The organism is Mycobacterium helveticum (assembly GCF_007714205.1).
GTDB classification, from domain to species: Bacteria; Actinomycetota; Actinomycetes; order Mycobacteriales; family Mycobacteriaceae; genus Mycobacterium; species Mycobacterium helveticum.
In genome coordinates, this window is sequence record NZ_VMQU01000124.1 from 1 (window position 1) to 15,505 (window position 15,505).

The following is a 15,505-nucleotide window of genomic DNA, read 5'->3' on the forward strand; positions in this document are numbered from 1 at the left end:
CATCAGCGCGCAGCCACCATCAACCAGATCACCGAAAACAAGATCATCACAAGCCGGCTGAAAAATCAGGGTCTGACCGAACTGCTCGCCGCTCCGGTGGCGGGCGCCTTGGACTGAAAGGAACCTGCTGTGGCTACCACCCCGGCCCGCCGACGCCTCAGGGAGCTGCTCGGCAAGCGCGAACTCATCGTCGCGCCGGGCGTTTTCGACGGCATCTCCGCGCAACTGACCAAACGCACGGGCCACGTCGCGGCCTATATGACCGGGGCAGGCGTGGCGGCCTCGGGTTTCGGCCTGCCCGACATCGGGCTGGTCACGGCAACCGAGATGGCGGGGCGGGCCGCGATGATCGCCGACGCGCTGGGCGACATCCCGCTCATCGCCGACGCCGACACCGGATACGGCGCACTCCGGAACGTGGTGCGCACGGTGCGTTCGTACGACGCGGCGGGGGTGGCCGCGATCCAGCTGGAAGACCAGGTCATCCCCAAACGGTGCGGCCATCTGCCGGACAAACAGGTCGTCGACGCGGCGCTGTTCGAGCAGACCCTCGCCGCCGCCCTGGACGCCCGGTCCGACGACGACCTGCTCGTGGTCGCCCGCACCGACGCCCGCGCCCCGCTCGGACTCGACGAGGCAATCGAGCGCGCCAACCGTTACGCCCGCGCGGGCGCGGACGTCATCTTCGTCGAGGCGCCGCAGGACGCCGGCGAGATCGAGCGCATCGCAGCCGAAGTCGACGCCCCGCTGCTGATCAACCTCGTGCTGGGCGGCATGACGCCGCCGCAGTCCGCGTCGCGACTGCAGGAGCTGGGTTACGCCATCGCCATCCATCCCGGCAACCTGCTGATGCAGGCGACATTCGGCATGCTGCAAAGCCTTTGCGAACTCAACGGCAGCGATCTGGCCGCCCACCTGCCGAACAGCCCCGCCGGCTTCTTCGACCTCGTCGGCATGGCCGAGTGGCTGGCCCTCGACGACCGCTACGCGCACCGGGACAACTCATGGGCATGACCGTCATCGAGAAGATCCTCGCCCGCAAAGCCGGTCTGGGCTCGGTGTCGCCGGGGGACACCGTCGTGGTCGACGTCGACATGACCGTCCTGATCGACCTGCAGTTCGCCACCATGTGGATCGCGCCGAACCGCGTCCACGACCCCGCCAAACTGGCGGTCGTCATGGATCACGCCGTCCCGGCGCCGACCGTCAAGGACGCCGCGGGCGGAACGCACGCCCGCAAGTTCGTCGCCGACTTCGGCATCGAGCGCTTCTACGACGTCGGCCGGCACGGCATCTGCCACCAGGTGATCGCCGAGAACGGCCTGGCGCGGCCCGGGGAGATACTGGCCTGCGCCGATTCCCACACCTGCGCCGCCGGCGCCTACAACACGGCGGCCCGTGGGCTGGGCCCGGCCGAGGTGTATTCGATCATGTGCACCGGAACGACGTGGTTTCAGGTCGCGCCGACCATCCGCTACGAACTGAGCGGTACCGTGCCGCCGACGGTGAGCGGCAAGGACGTCTTCCTCCACCTCGCCGACGAATACGGCGACGCCGCCAACCTCAACCTGGAGTTCGGCGGCCCCGGGCTGGCCGGCATCCCGATGCACGACCGGCGCACCATCGCGACGCAGTGCGCCGAGGTTTCCGCCGACTTCGGCACCTTCGAGCCGGACGAGGTCCTGACGGCATTCCTCGACGAGCGCGGCATCACCGGATACGACGCCGCCGCACCGGATCCCGACGCCGCATACCGGGAGGTCCGCCACGTCGATCTGTCCGGGCTGGAACCCTACGTCGCGCGGCCGGGCACCGTCAGCCGCAACGGTCTGCCGGTGTCGCGGCTGGGCAGGCAGAAGGTGGACCAGGCGTTCATCGGTTCGTGCGCCAACGGCCAGCTCGAGGACCTCAGGATCGCCGCGGAACTGCTGCGCGGCAGGACCGTCGCCCCCGGGGTGCGGCTCCTGGTCACCCCCGCCTCGCAGGCGGTCTACCGCGAGGCCATGCGGCTGGGGTATCTGCAGGCCATCGCGGATGCGGGCGGCGTCGTCACCAACTCCACCTGTGGCGCCTGCTTCGGCTACCACATGGGGGTCGTGGGCCCCGGCGAAGTGTGCATCACGTCGAGCACCCGCAACTTCACCGGCCGCATGGGCAGCCCCGAGGCCGAGATCTTCATGGCCTCGCCGGCGACCGTCGCGGCCTCGGCGGTCGCCGGATACATCACCGACCCCAGGAGCGTGACGGCATGACGGTGGCATTCGGCGGAAAGGTCTGGGTGTTCGGCGACAACCTCAACACCGACGACATGTATCCGGGCTACGCGCTGAAAATGGAACCTCCGGAGGCGGCCAGGCACGTGTTCTACAAGGTCCGCCCCGGCTGGACCGACGAGGTCTCCCCCGGCGACGTCGTGCTGGCCGGCAAGAACTTCGGGCTGGGGTCGTCGCGCCCGGTCGCGGCGTTGTTCACCGAGCTGGGTGTCGCCGGGCTGGTCGCCGAGGAGTTCAACTCGCTGTTCTTTCGCAACGCCGTCAACGCCGGTCTGCCGGCGATGACGATCCCCGACGCGACCTCGGTGTTCCGCGAGGGCGACCGGGGCACCTTCGACCTGAGCGCCGGAACGTGGCGCAACGACACCACGGGAGCCTCGGGCACCGTACCGACGCTGCCCGGGCTGATCCTGGAGATCCTCGAAAGCGGCGGGGTGCTGCCCCGGCTGGTCGAGCAGGGCTACCTCCCCCCGGAACTGGGCGATCTGCTGCGGTCTTCCAGCGTGGCGATCCGCGGCGCCGGAAGCGGCGCGTGATGGCGCTGCTGGGCAGGCTGCTTCGCGGCGCCCGCGCGGGTGAACACCGAAGCCCGTTGGCTGCCAATGCATTCGACGTTCCCTACGCCATCCGCGTGACGAGCGCGGCGTTCGACGACGGCGCGGCCATGCCGCCGTCCAGCGCGGGAAAGGGGGTCGGAGACAACATCTCTCCGCCGCTACGCTGGGAAGGGCTGCCGCCCGGGACGCGGCAGGTGGTGCTCGTCATCGACGATGTCGACGTCCCGCTGCACCGGCCGCTGCTGCACACCGTCGCGGTGATCGAACCGACGGTGCTCGAGGCCACCGCGGGTTCGCTGCGCCCGGGCAGCCCCGGAATGCGTTTCCTGCGAGCGGATCTGGGGCATCGCGGCTACGCCGGGCCTCGCCCGATCCCCGGCCACGGACCCCACCACTACCGGTTTCAGGTGTTCGCGATCGACGAACCGATACCCGCCGTTGTCGACTCGGTCAAGGCCCTGTTGGTTGCGATGCGCGGCCACCTGCTGGCTCGGGGCACGCTCACCGGCACCTACGAGCGCTGAGCTTGCGCGGCCTACTCCTCGGGTACCTCGTGCTGGATCTCGTCGAGCCAGATGCGCGCCGACATGTCCGACGGGGCGCGCCAATCCCCCCGCGGCGACAACGCCCCGCCGTGGGACACCTTCGGGCCGTTCGGCAGGGCGGACCGCTTGAACTGGCTGAACGAATAGAACCGCTGCACGAAAACCTGCAGCCAGTGCCGTATTTCCTGGAGGGAATACGCCGGTCGCTTCTCGTCGGGGAATCCCGGCGGCCAGTTGCCCCGTTCGGGGTCGTGCCACGCGTGCCAGGCCAGAAACGCCACCTTCGACGGCCGGAACCCGTAGCGCAGCACGTGGAACAGTGAAAAGTCTTGCAGCGCATACGGTCCGACTTTGGCCTCGCTGCTCTGCAGCTCTTCTTCCGCTCCGCTGGGGACCAGCTCCGGTGTGATCTCGGTGTCGAGCACCGACTGCAGCACCTCGCCGACCTCGGCCTCGAACTCGCCGGTGGAGATCACCCAGCGGATCAGGTGCTGGATCAGCGTCTTGGGGACACCGGCGTTGACGTTGTAGTGCGACATCTGGTCGCCGACGCCGTACGTCGACCAGCCCAGCGCCAGCTCGGAGAGGTCGCCGGTGCCCAGCACGATCCCGCCGCGCTGGTTGGCGAGCCGGAACAGGTAGTCGGTGCGCAACCCTGCCTGCACGTTCTCGAAGGTGACGTCGTACACCTTCTCGCCGCGCGCGAACGGGTGATCGATCTCCTGGAGCATCAGCGCGGCAGTGTCGCGGATGTCGATCTCGGAGAAGGTGACGCCCAGCGCGCGGCACAGCTCGATCGCGTTGCGCTTGGTGCGGTCCCCCGTCGCGAACCCCGGCAGCGTGAAGGCCAGGATGTCGCCGCGCGGGCGTTTCTCGCGGTCCATCGCGCGCGCGGCGACGATCAACGCATGTGTCGAGTCCAGCCCGCCGGAGATCCCGATGACGATCTTCGGGTAGTCCAGGGCCCGCAGCCGCTGTTCGAGCCCGGCCACCTGGATGTTGTAGGCCTCGTAGCAATCCTGTTGCAGCCGTTGCGCATCCGCGGGAACGAACGGAAAGCGCTCGACCTCGCGGCACAGGCCGATGTCGCCGCCCGGCGGATCAAGCCGGAACTCGATGCGCCGGAACGACTCCGTCGACGCGCGGTGGCGGCGCCGGTTGTCGTCGAACGTCCCCATGCGCAGCCGTTCGGAGCGCAGCAGCTCGGTGTCGACATCGGCGACGCTGCGCCGCTCCCCCTTCGGGAACCGTTCGGAGGAGGCGAGCAGCACCCCGTTCTCCCACACCATGGTCTGGCCGTCCCAGGCCAGGTCCGTGGTCGATTCGCCCTCGCCCGCGGCGGCGTAGACGTAGGCGGCCAGGCACCGGGACGACGCCGAACGCGCCAGCAGGCCACGGTCCTCGGCGCGCCCGATCGTGATCGGGCTGCCGGACAGGTTGGCCAGCACCGTCGCCCCCGCCAGGGCCGCCTCCGCGCTGGGCGGAATCGGCACGAACATGTCCTCGCAGATTTCGACGTGCAGCACGAAGCCGGGCAAATCCGTCGCCGCGAACAGCAGGTCGGGGCCGAACGGGGCCTCGATCGAGCCGGAGGGGCCGCCGATGCGGATGGTGCCGCGCTCGCCGTCACCGGGCGCGATCTGGCGACGCTCGTAGAACTCCCGGTAGGTGGGCAGGTAGGACTTGGGCGCCACGCCGAGCACGACACCGCGGTGGATCACCACCGCGGCGTTGTAGATGCGATGCCGGTGCCGCAGCGGGGCACCGACCACCAGCACGGGCAACAGATCGGTCGAGGCCGCGACGAGCTCGGCGAGCGCGCCTTCGACGTCACCGAGCAGCGTGTCTTGCAGCAGGATGTCCTCGATGGAGTAGCCGGACAGCGTCAGCTCGGGGAAGACGGCCAGCGCGACCCCGTCGTCGTGGCACTGGCGGGCCAGCCGCACCACCGACGCGGCGTTCGCGGCCGGATCGGCCAGCGTGGTGTGGTGGGTACACGCGGCGACGCGGACGAAGCCCTGGCTGTAGCTGTTGTAGAAGTCCATCGCTTTCCCATTCTCGCCCAGGCGCCCTCAGCACCGGTTTGCCGGGTACACGTTGCCGCATGAGTGCTCCCCCCAGTGACGCCGAACACCTATCGGCACCCGATGCTGAAGCACTGATACCCCATGTCGCCAACATCATCGGGCCGCTGCCGGATCTGGTCCGCCGCGCGCGCGAGTTCTCCGACAGCGCCGAATCCGCGCTCGATGGCGAACGGCCCGACCCGGTGAAGCCGGGACGGCGCTCGAGTACCTGCTGCACCGTCGTGGCACCAAGCGGTTGGTGTTGACCGGGCAGGTCACCGAGCAGTGCATTTTCTACCGCGCGCTCGACGCCTACCTGCGCCATTTCCCGGCCGCGGTTCCCGCGGATGCGGAGTGCCTGAGCTGATCGTCGGCGCGAGCGTGCGCACAATGCCGCCCGCAACGGCGTGTCGTCGTGCAGACACTCGCGCACCGCGCCGGGCCGCTAACCTCGGAGAGGTGGTCGTCTGCGCAGAATCGCCGGAACTGGTCGCGCTGCTGGCCGGCCGCCGCGTCGCCGTGCTGACGGGCGCGGGAATCTCCACCGACTCCGGCATTCCGGACTACCGGGGCCCGGATTCACCGCCGAGCAATCCGATGACCATCCGCCAGTTCACGTCCGATCCGTCTTTCCGCCAACGTTATTGGGCGCGCAACCACGTCGGCTGGCGCCACATGGCCGACACCATGCCCAACGCCGGGCACCGGGCGCTGGCCGCGCTGGAGCGAGCGGGGGTCGTCACCGGCGTGATCACCCAGAACGTCGACCTGCTGCACACCAAAGCCGGCAGCGTCAACGTGGTCGACCTGCACGGCACCTACGCGCGGGTGGTCTGCCTGGGTTGCGGCCACACCATGAGCCGCGCGGCCCTGGCCGACCAACTCGAGACGCTCAACCCCGGCTTCCTCGCGCGCGCCCGGGCGCTCGGCGGGCCGTCGGTGGCTCCCGACGCCGACGCCGTCGTCGCCGACACCGGCTCGTTCCGCTACCTGGACTGCCCGCGGTGCGCCGGCATGCTCAAACCCGACATCGTCTATTTCGGCGAAAGCGTTCCCAAACACGTTGTTGCCCAAGCCTGCTCACTGGTGGAGCAGGCCGATGCCCTGCTCGTCGCCGGTTCGTCGCTGACCGTGTTCTCCGGCTACCGGTTCGTGCGGCACGCCGCCGCACTCGGCATCCCGGTCGCCATCCTCAACCGCGGACGCACCCGCGGTGACGACCTGGCCACCCTCAAGGTCGAGGGCGGGTGCTCCGAACTGCTGACGCTGCTGGCGTGCGAACTGGGTGGGGCGCCGGCGCCACCGCCGAACCTCTAGACGTCGCAGGGGATGCTGCGGATCGCGTGAATGAAATTTCCCGCGGCGTCGCCGGCCACGTGTTCGCCGGCCTGGCCGCCGGCGCCGGTCGCCCTCAAACGAGATGGCCGGCTACGACCCGGTGACGGCCCGCGAGTTGCCGATGTCCGTCTCTCAGCGACCGACCGGTGTCATCGAGGAAGGCCGGGCCGCCGGCTTGATCCGCCGGGAACTTCCCGCGGCCACCACCGCCGGCACGCTGACCTGGATGGTCGAGCGGGCCTGCCGGCAGGACCTGCCGGGCCGGCCCCCGGGCCACGATGCGGAGTTGGCGACCACGCTCGCCGAAATAGTTTCCGGTGGTGTGGACCTCAGCGCCACGTCGGCGCCATGACCACCCCGGCGTGACCAACGCAACTTAGTTAGCACGCTAACTATTCGCGTACGATGTCTATATGGCCCAGCACGCGACGGAGATCGACCCGCTCGCCCTTGAACAGCAGGTCTGCTTCGCGTTGAGCATCACCAACCGCGCCGTCCTGGCCGTCTACCGGCCGCTGTTGGAACCGTTGGGGCTCACCCACCCGCAGTACCTGGTGATGCTCGCGCTCTGGGATCATCGGAAGGCATCGCGGCAGGAACCGTTGGCGGTCAAGGAGATCGCGGCCATGCTTCAGCTGGATTCGGCCACGCTGTCGCCCATGCTCAAACGCCTGGACGCGCTCGGCCTGATCACCCGTAGCCGAAACCCCGCCGACGAGCGTTGCACCGCGGTGGAACTCACCGACCGCGGCGTCACCCTGCGTCGACGCGCGCAGGAGGTCCCGTCCGCCGTCGTCGCACGTCTGGGCGTCGACATGGTCGAACTTGCGCACCTGCACCAGGTGCTGACCCGGATCAATTCCGCGGCCCTGGCCGCCGGCGCCCTGCAGTCCTGAAATCCCGCCAAGAGGAGCCACGATGGCCAGCGACAAACCCAACCTGTTCCAGTACATCGCCTACTCGTACGGCCGGTGCCTTCCGGATTCGATGCGCGCCTGGGTCGCCAATGACCTGGCGGGCAGAGGCGCCGTGCGCAGGCACATGATCCGGTGGGCGATACCACCGCTTTTCGTGCTCGCCCCGTTCTGGCTGCTGCCCGCTTCGCTGTACGTGCACACCGAGATGACCGTGCCGGTCTACATCTGGGCGCTGCTGGTTTCGCTTGCCCTGAACAAGGTCTGGCGTCGGCACCGGTTGGCGCAGCACGGCCTGGACCCGAACCTGGTCGATGCGCTCAAACACGAGAGACAAGCGCAGATGCACGACGACTACGCCCGCCGTTACGGACCGCGACCCGAATCGGCCGCGTGGCAGGCCAACAGCAACCCCTTCAACTGACCACTCCCGCAGGGCCGTTCACCGCGACGAGGTCGTCGGCGTGCACCGCGGGCCGGCGCAGCTCGTCGGGCAGCGCCGCAGTCGAGCGGCCCATCATCGTCGCCAGTTCGGGGGCGTCGTAGGCGACCACTCCCCGGGCCACCATCACCGCGTCCGGGCCCCGCAATTCGACGACGTCGCCGGCGTAGAACCGGCCCGACACCTCGATGACACCGGCGGCCAGCAGCGAACGGCGCTGGCTCACCACCGCCCGCACCGCGCCCTCGTCGAGGGTCAGCACTCCGGCGGCCTCGGCGGCATAGCGCACCCAGAACCGGCGGGCCGACATGCGATTGGGCCGGGCGGCGAACACCGTGCCGGCCGATGCGTCGGTCAGCGCGGTCGCGGCATCGGACGCGGCGGCCAGCAGCACCGGGACCCCGGCATCGGCGGCCAGCAGTGCCGACGACATCTTCGACATCATTCCGCCGGTGCCCAGGTGGCTGCCCGGACCGGCGATCACGCCGTCCAGATCCGCCGCGCCGGACACCTCCGGAATGAACCGCGCGCCCTGGGTCTTGCGGGGGTCGGCGTCGTAGAGGCCGTCGATGTCGGACAGCAGCACCAGCGCCTCGGCGCCCACCAGGTGGGCCACCAGTGCCGACAGCCGGTCGTTGTCTCCGAACCGGATCTCGTTGGTGGCCACCGTGTCGTTCTCGTTGACGATGGCCACCGCGTGCAGGGCCCTCAGCCGGTCCAGGGTGCGCTGGGCGTTGGTGTGCTGGGCCCGCATCGAGATGTCGTGCGCGGTCAGCAACACCTGCCCGACCGTGCGGCCGTACCGGGCGAAGGCCGCGCTCCACGAACTCACCAACGCGACCTGCCCGACGCTGGCCGCCGCCTGTTTAGTCGCCAAATCCTTTGGGCGCCTTGACAGGCCGAGCGGCTCGATGCCCGCGGCGATGGCGCCCGAAGACACGATGACGACGTCGGTGCCGGCCTTCATGCGCGCCTCGATGGCATCGGCCAGTCCGGCCAGCCGGCCGGCATCGAACACACCGGACGGCGTGGTCAGCGCGTTGGTGCCGATCTTGACCACCAGGCTGCGGGCGGACCGGATGGCCCCGCGGTGCTCGCTCACGCGCCGGCACCCGGATCGTGATCGTGTTCGCGGCGGCGGCGGCGGGCGGCCTTGCGTTCGTCGGCGCCGACGCGCCCGGTGCGCTCCAGGCGCGCGTCGGTGCCTCGTCCGGACATGGGAACCTGCCGCCCGGCGGGCGTCTGCGGCTCCCAGTCGAACGTCATCTCGCCGATCGTCACCGCGCACCCCGGCCGGGCGCCCAGCCGCAGCAGTTCGTCTTCGACGCCCAGACGCGCCAGGCGGTCGGCGAGATAACCCACGGCCTCGTCGTTGTCGAAGTTGGTCTGGCCGATCCAGCGCTCGGGCCGGGCCCCCCTGACGACGAACCCACCCTGCCCGTCGGACTCCACCGTGAAGCCGCTGTCGTCGACGGGAACAGGCCGGATCACCGGTCGGCGCGCCACGGCGGGCGGCCGGGCGGCGCGGTAGGCCGAGATCATCTGCCACAGCCCGAAGATCAATGGCTGCAAGCCTTCTCGAGTGACCGTGGACACCAGGAACACGGGCCAGCCACGCTCGGCGATCTCGTCGCGGACGAACTCGGCCAGCTCGCGGGCCTCGGGCACGTCGATCTTGTTGAGCACCGCCGCGCGGGGACGCTCGGCGAGGTCACCCAGCGCCGCGTCCCCCTGCAGCGTGGGTGTGTAGGCGGCGAGTTCGGCTTCCAGCGCGTCGATGTCGGAGATGGGGTCGCGACCCGGTTCGGCGGTGGCACAGTCCACCACGTGCACCAGCACCGCGCACCGCTCGATGTGCCGCAGGAAATCCAGGCCCAGACCGCGGCCCGCCGACGCACCCGGGATCAGGCCGGGCACGTCGGCGACGGTGAACGCGTGCTCGCCGGCCGAGACCACACCGAGGTTGGGGACCAGCGTGGTGAACGGGTAGTCGGCGACCTTCGGTTTGGCCGCCGAAATCACCGACACCAGTGAGGACTTCCCGGCCGACGGGAATCCGACCAGCCCGGCGTCGGCGACGGTCTTGAGCTCCAGCGTCAGATCGCGGGACTGGCCGGGCTCGCCGAGCAGCGCGAAGCCGGGGGCCTTTCGGGCGCGCGACGCCAGCGCGGCGTTGCCCAGACCGCCGCGGCCGCCGGCGGCCGCCTCGAAACGGGTGCCCACCCCGACCAGGTCGGCCAGCAGCCGGCCGTTCTCGTCCAGCACGACGGTCCCGTCGGGAACCTTGACCTCCAGGTCCTCGCCGGCCGCGCCGTCCCGGTTGTTGCCCATCCCCTGCTTGCCGGACGGCGCGGTGATGTGTGGCCGGAAATGGAAGTCCAGCAGCGTGTGGACTCCGGCGTCGACAACGAACACGACGCTGCCGCCGCGACCGCCGTTGCCGCCGTCGGGACCACCCAGCGGCTTGAATTTCTCGCGGTGGACCGATGCGCAGCCGTTACCGCCGGAGCCCGCCCGCGTGTGGACGACGACGCGATCGACGAACCGGGGCATCGAGGGTCCTCTCACCCGTCTCGCTCGCCGAACGTGCAGCTACTGCGAGATTTGCCTCGAACTACCGCAGTGAGTGCACGCTCGCGCGCTCAGTCGTTCTGGGCGGCCGCGACGATGCTGACCGTCTTGCGCCCGCGCTTGATCCCGAACTCGACCGCGCCGGCCTCCTTGGCGAACAGCGTGTCGTCGCCACCCCGCCCGACGTTGACGCCGGCGTGGAACTTGGTGCCACGCTGACGGACCAGAATCTCGCCGGCCTTGACCACCTGACCGCCGAACCGCTTGACGCCCAGCCGCTGAGCTTGTGAGTCACGGCCGTTGCGGGAGCTGGAAGCACCCTTCTTGTGTGCCATGTCTGCCGCCTTCGCTACTTGATTCCGGTGACCTTGAGGACCGTCAGCTGCTGACGGTGCCCCTGGCGCTTGTGGTAGCCGGTCTTGTTCTTGAACTTGTGGATACGGATCTTGGGACCTTTGGTGTGCTCGAGCACCTCGCCGGTCACCGCGACCTTGGCCAGCGCCGCGGCGTCGGTGGTGACGGTGGCGCCGTCGACCACCAGCGCGACCGGCAGCGACACCTGGGCGCCGGGCTCGGATTCGAGTTTCTCGACCTTGACCACATCCCCGACGGCGACCTTGTACTGCTTGCCGCCCGTCTTGACGATTGCGTAGGTCGCCATCGTTGCTCCTGCCTCTTTCTCGCCTCTGCTTTGTCGCGCTTCGCGCGCATGGCACCGGCATTCCACCGGCATTCCACCGGCATTGTGCGTGGTGGGTCTGGGTTGCGGGTCCGCGCCGATCGCCCGGGAGTCCCGCGCTCGCCGGGCCGGTCTGCTCGCCCCGCCCGGCGACAACTGACCAAGGGTACTTGACCAGCGGCTACAGGGTCAAACCGGACGCACTTCCCGCGGTCAGTCCAGCTGGATCGGCGGGCCGGCCGGCCGGCCCGCCGCGCGTCGCCGCCGCGGACGGCCGCCAACCCACGCGGCGTCACCGTCGTCGGGACCAGACCCCACGTCGGGGTCGTCGGGGTCCAGATCCTCGTCTTCGTCGTCGTCTTCCATGTCGAGTTCGTCGTCGTCGAGGTCTTCGTCCTCGTCGAGGTCCTCGTCGTCGTCTTCGTCGTCGCCGTCGTCTTCGTCGCCGTCGTCGTCGTCGTCGTCGAAGTCCTCCTGGTCCATGTCGTCCAGGCCAGGCACGCCCCGCTCCTCGGCCTCTCCGTCGAGCTCGTCGCCGGACTCGCCTGATTCGTCCTCGTCGCGCGCGGCCCCGGTCGACGAACCCGCCGCCATCGCCTTGAACATCGGATGCTCACCGGGAGCGTGCACGGGCACCTTGGCCACGACGGGCTGGCCGGCGGGCTCGTCGGACCGGTTCTTCTTCGATCGCTTGCCCCGCCGACCGCCGGATTCGGATTTGCGGCCGTTCGGTGGCGCCGAGTCGACCGGGTCGGCGTGCAGCAGGATGCCCCGGCCACCACAGTGCGGGCAGGAGCTGGAGAACGCCTCGACGAGCCCGGTCCCCAACCGCTTGCGGGTCACCTGCACCAGCCCCAGGGAGGTCACCTCGGACACCTGGTGGCGGGTGCGGTCGCGGGCCAGCGCTTCGGTCAGCCGGCGCAGCACGAGATCGCGGTTGGACTCGAGCACCATGTCGATGAAGTCGATGACCACGATGCCGCCGACGTCACGCAGCCGCAGCTGGCGGACGATCTCCTCGGCCGCCTCCAGGTTGTTCTTGGTGACCGTCTGCTCGAGGTTGCCCCCGGACCCGGTGAACTTGCCGGTGTTGACGTCGATCACCGTCATCGCCTCGGTGCGGTCGATCACCAGTGTGCCGCCCGAGGGCAACCACACCTTCCGGTCCATCGCCTTGGCCAGCTGTTCGTCGATGCGATGCACCGCGAAGACGTCCGGGCCCTCGGCGCTGGCGGGCTCGTATTGGGTCAGCTTCGAAACCAGTTCGGGTGCAACGGAGTCGACGTACTCGTTGATCGTCTTCCACGCCTCGTCACCGGAGACGATGAGGCCGGAGAAGTCCTCGTTGAACAGGTCGCGGATGACCTTGACCAGCACGTCGGGCTCTTCGTAGAGGGCGACCGCGGCACCGGCGGCCTTCTGCTTGGTCTCGACCGCCTTGGCCTCGATCTGCTTCCAGCGCTCCTCAAGGCGCGTGACGTCTTTGCGGATCTCCTCCTCTTTGACGCCCTCGGACGCGGTGCGGATGATCACCCCGGCGTCCGACGGCACCACCTCGCGCAGGATGTCCTTGAGCCGCTGGCGCTCCGTGTCGGGCAGCTTGCGGCTGATCCCCGTCGACGACGCGCCCGGCACGTAAACCAGGAACCGCCCCGCCAGCGACACCTGCGTGGTGAGCCGCGCGCCCTTGTGCCCGACCGGGTCCTTGCTGACCTGGACCACGACGTAGTCACCGGGTTTGAGGGCCTGTTCGATCTTGCGGTCGGAACCGCCGAGTCCGGCCGCCTCCCAGTTGACCTCTCCGGCGTAGAGCACGCCGTTGCGGCCGCGACCGATGTCGACGAAGGCCGCCTCCATCGACGGCAGCACGTTCTGCACGATTCCGAGGTAGATGTTGCCCACCAGCGACGCGGACGACGCCGACGTCACGAAATGCTCGACGACGATGCCGTCTTCGAGCACCGCGATCTGGGTGTACCTCGCGGCCGGGTGCGGTGGTTCGGTGCGGACCCGGTCACGCACCACCATGACCCGCTCGACGGCCTCGCGGCGCGCCAGAAACTCGGCCTCGGTCAGTACCGGTGGGCGGCGGCGGCCCGCGTCGCGTCCGTCGCGGCGCCGTTGGCGCTTGGCTTCCAGCCGGGTCGAGCCGTCGATGCCCTTGATCTCGGCACCGGCCGTGCCGTTCCCCGAACCGCCGGCGCCGCTGTTCTTGCCGCCGCGTGAGGGACGCTCGTGCACCACCGTGTTCGGCGGGTCGTCGGGCGACGCGGACTCGTCGTTGTCGTCGACCGAACCCGATTTGCGGCGCCGGCGCCGGCGGCGGCGGCGAGTCGCGCCCTCCGCAGAACCGTTCTCGTCGTCACCGGAGTCGTCGTCACCGGAGTCGTCGTCACCGGAGTCGGCGTCATCGGAGTCGTCGGCGTCGTCCGAGTCCGAGGCTCCGCCGGCCACCCCGTCGTCGCCGGAATCGCCCTGGCCGTCGGGTCCACCCTGCTCACCGCGGCCGCGGCCCCGGCCCCGCCGGCCCCGGCGGCGGCGCCGGTTGGCCGGCCGATCGGTCTGCTCGTCGTCGTCATCGTTGTCGTCGGCGTCATCCGAATCGCCGTCGTCGTCGCCGTCGTCGCCGGCGTCGGCCTCCACCGGTTGCGGTGCGACGAACAGGGGCATGTAGTGCGGCCGGTCGACAGCGCTTTGCGCGCTTGCGGCGGCTTCCGCTCCGCCGGCCTCCGGCGCCTGCGAAAACAGCGATTCGTCGGGGGCCTCCGCGACCTCCACCGGGGACTTGACGAACAGCAGGTCACGCACCCGCAGCGCGTCCTCGCGGTCCACGCCGGACTGCACGTTGCGCATCTGCCCGTCCAGCGTGACGAGCGCCTCCAGCACCTCCTTGTTGGTGCTGCCCAGCGCCCGGGCCAGCTGATGAACCCTCAGCCGGTTCGGCAGGTCCTCGGGCGGCGTCGGCTCGCGTGATGTGTCTGAAGTTGGGGCACCGTCTACCACGTATTCTCCTCAAGCCCCCGGGCGCGTCGTTGCGACGCGGCCACGCGAGGGATGCGCTATGTGCCCGGGTCACTTCTCCCGGACTTGGCAATGGCCTCGCGCCGAGAGGTTGGTGTCGAACCCACTCGGCGCCGTGCTGAATGACGGCCGGACATGCAGCGCCATATCACGTGAAGGCGATTGTCGCGCTTGTCCAAGTCTTCATCCGGGTGTCTGCCGCCGGTCCGGCGACGTTCACCCGCTGACAGTATCCCACATCACGCCGCGGACCCGGTGCCCCCCGACCTTTCGGGCCGCTACGCGTCGGGAAACCACAGCGCGATCTCGCGTTTGGCCGAATCGGCCGAATCCGAGCCGTGCACCAGGTTGAACTGCGTTTCCAGCCCGAAATCGCCGCGGATCGTGCCCGGCGTGGCCTTGTCCACCGGGTCGGTGCCGCCGGCGAGCTGGCGAAACGCGGCCACCGCGCGCGGTCCCTCCACGATCGCGGCCACCACCGGTCCGGAGGTGATGAATTCCAGCAAGGAGCCGAAGAACGGCTTGCCTTCGTGTTCGGCGTAATGCCGGGCGGCCAGCTCCGCGTCGACGGAGCGGAGCTCGAGCGCCGCGATGGTGAGGCCTTTACGCTCGATGCGCATGATGATCTCGCCCACCAGGCGCCGCTCGACGCCGTCCGGCTTGATCAGTACGAGAGTCCGTTCGGTCACTTTCCAGAGCGTACAGAAGGGGCGGACGGTCACTCCGGCGGCGGTCGCCGCGGCAGCCCCCGGGCCTGCCGCCGCCGCACCTCGGCGCGCAGGTAGGCGATCAGCGCCCACACCCCGGCGAACACCACCCCGATGAACCCGATCCCCGGGTAGACGACGACACCGCCGAGCAGCACCACCTGCGCGCTGAGATTGGCCCAGATCGCCCAGGGCCGGCGCTGCAACCCGGCGAGCAGGATCAACAGCGCCGCCAGCCCGACCAGGTATCCCAGCGACACCGCGGTGAACCCGGTCCCGACCATGCCGACGACCGGTATCGCCAGCAGCACCACGATCGCCTCCAGGATCAGCGTCGCGGCCATCACCGCGCTGAAACCCTTCCACGGGTCGGGCTGGGGGCGCTGTTGATC

Annotated in this window: 15 protein-coding genes and 2 pseudogenes; 9 read left to right on the forward strand and 8 right to left on the reverse strand. The window is 69.7% G+C overall.

Annotated elements, in window-relative coordinates:
* Positions 1–129: 129 nt before the first annotated feature.
* Genes FPZ47_RS22115 through FPZ47_RS22130 form a run of 4 tightly spaced genes read left to right on the forward strand, consistent with a single transcriptional unit; the run spans position 130 to position 3,354 of the window.
* Positions 130–1,014: an isocitrate lyase/PEP mutase family protein gene (locus FPZ47_RS22115; protein ID WP_144955317.1), complete on the forward strand. Its 885-nt coding sequence runs from the start codon at positions 130–132 to the stop codon at positions 1,012–1,014.
* Entirely contained in the window at positions 1,005–2,252 is a 1,248-nt protein-coding gene (locus FPZ47_RS22120) for an aconitase/3-isopropylmalate dehydratase large subunit family protein (protein ID WP_144955320.1), read from the forward strand. Before FPZ47_RS22115 ends, FPZ47_RS22120 begins: the two co-directional genes overlap by 10 nt.
* A complete protein-coding gene (locus FPZ47_RS22125) occupies positions 2,249–2,809 on the forward strand; it encodes a LeuD/DmdB family oxidoreductase small subunit (protein WP_144955323.1) in 561 nt (186 codons plus the stop codon). The genes FPZ47_RS22120 and FPZ47_RS22125 overlap by 4 nt, the downstream gene beginning before the upstream one ends.
* A 56-nt stretch (positions 2,810–2,865) precedes the next feature.
* Positions 2,866–3,354, forward strand: a complete 489-nt coding sequence (locus FPZ47_RS22130) for a YbhB/YbcL family Raf kinase inhibitor-like protein (RefSeq protein WP_246859884.1) — start codon at positions 2,866–2,868, stop codon at positions 3,352–3,354.
* Positions 3,355–3,365: 11 nt separating this feature from the next.
* Here the strand turns inward: FPZ47_RS22130 and FPZ47_RS22135 are convergent, their stop codons facing one another.
* The gene (locus FPZ47_RS22135; protein ID WP_144955329.1) at positions 3,366–5,420 is read right to left on the reverse strand and encodes an NAD(+) synthase; all 2,055 of its coding nucleotides are present in this window, start codon (positions 5,418–5,420) and stop codon (positions 3,366–3,368) included.
* A gap of 59 nt (positions 5,421–5,479) precedes the next feature.
* Here FPZ47_RS22135 and FPZ47_RS22140 point away from each other — a divergent pair.
* From FPZ47_RS22140 to FPZ47_RS22160, 5 genes and pseudogenes are all read left to right on the forward strand, one after another.
* Positions 5,480–5,793, forward strand: a pseudogene (locus FPZ47_RS22140) (isochorismatase family protein); the annotation flags it as partial.
* A 107-nt stretch (positions 5,794–5,900) separates the two neighbouring features.
* Complete coding sequence (locus FPZ47_RS22145) at positions 5,901–6,758, forward strand: NAD-dependent protein deacetylase (protein WP_246133541.1); 858 nt, start codon at positions 5,901–5,903, stop codon at positions 6,756–6,758.
* Positions 6,759–6,855: 97 nt separating this feature from the next.
* Positions 6,856–7,131 (forward strand): annotated as a pseudogene (locus tag FPZ47_RS22150) (TetR/AcrR family transcriptional regulator); the annotation flags it as partial.
* Positions 7,132–7,192: 61 nt separating this feature from the next.
* The gene (locus FPZ47_RS22155; protein WP_144955335.1) at positions 7,193–7,675 is read left to right on the forward strand and encodes a MarR family winged helix-turn-helix transcriptional regulator; all 483 of its coding nucleotides are present in this window, start codon (positions 7,193–7,195) and stop codon (positions 7,673–7,675) included.
* A 22-nt stretch (positions 7,676–7,697) separates the two neighbouring features.
* Positions 7,698–8,117, forward strand: coding sequence for a DUF5313 domain-containing protein (locus tag FPZ47_RS22160; RefSeq protein WP_144955338.1), 420 nt, complete (start codon positions 7,698–7,700; stop codon positions 8,115–8,117).
* Here FPZ47_RS22160 and proB read toward each other — a convergent pair.
* From proB to FPZ47_RS22195, 7 genes are all read right to left on the reverse strand, one after another.
* Complete coding sequence (gene proB / locus FPZ47_RS22165) at positions 8,110–9,237, reverse strand: glutamate 5-kinase (RefSeq protein ID WP_144955341.1); 1,128 nt, start codon at positions 9,235–9,237, stop codon at positions 8,110–8,112. The genes FPZ47_RS22160 and proB overlap by 8 nt on opposite strands.
* The gene (gene obgE / locus FPZ47_RS22170; RefSeq protein WP_144955344.1) at positions 9,234–10,688 is read right to left on the reverse strand and encodes a GTPase ObgE; all 1,455 of its coding nucleotides are present in this window, start codon (positions 10,686–10,688) and stop codon (positions 9,234–9,236) included. The genes proB and obgE overlap by 4 nt, the downstream gene beginning before the upstream one ends.
* Positions 10,689–10,777: 89 nt before the next feature.
* Positions 10,778–11,041: a 50S ribosomal protein L27 gene (rpmA, locus tag FPZ47_RS22175; RefSeq protein ID WP_144955346.1), complete on the reverse strand. Its 264-nt coding sequence runs from the start codon at positions 11,039–11,041 to the stop codon at positions 10,778–10,780.
* Between the two features lie 14 nt (positions 11,042–11,055).
* Positions 11,056–11,367, reverse strand: coding sequence for a 50S ribosomal protein L21 (gene rplU, locus FPZ47_RS22180; RefSeq protein WP_144955348.1), 312 nt, complete (start codon positions 11,365–11,367; stop codon positions 11,056–11,058).
* Between the two features lie 231 nt (positions 11,368–11,598).
* Positions 11,599–14,388, reverse strand: a complete 2,790-nt coding sequence (rne, locus tag FPZ47_RS22185; protein WP_144955351.1) for a ribonuclease E — start codon at positions 14,386–14,388, stop codon at positions 11,599–11,601.
* A gap of 296 nt (positions 14,389–14,684) precedes the next feature.
* Positions 14,685–15,095 (reverse strand): nucleoside-diphosphate kinase, encoded by a 411-nt coding sequence (gene ndk / locus FPZ47_RS22190; protein ID WP_144955355.1) that lies wholly within the window; start codon positions 15,093–15,095, stop codon positions 14,685–14,687.
* A gap of 29 nt (positions 15,096–15,124) precedes the next feature.
* The coding region (locus FPZ47_RS22195; RefSeq protein WP_246859885.1) for a DUF4233 domain-containing protein at positions 15,125–15,505 on the reverse strand (381 nt) is incomplete at its 5' end.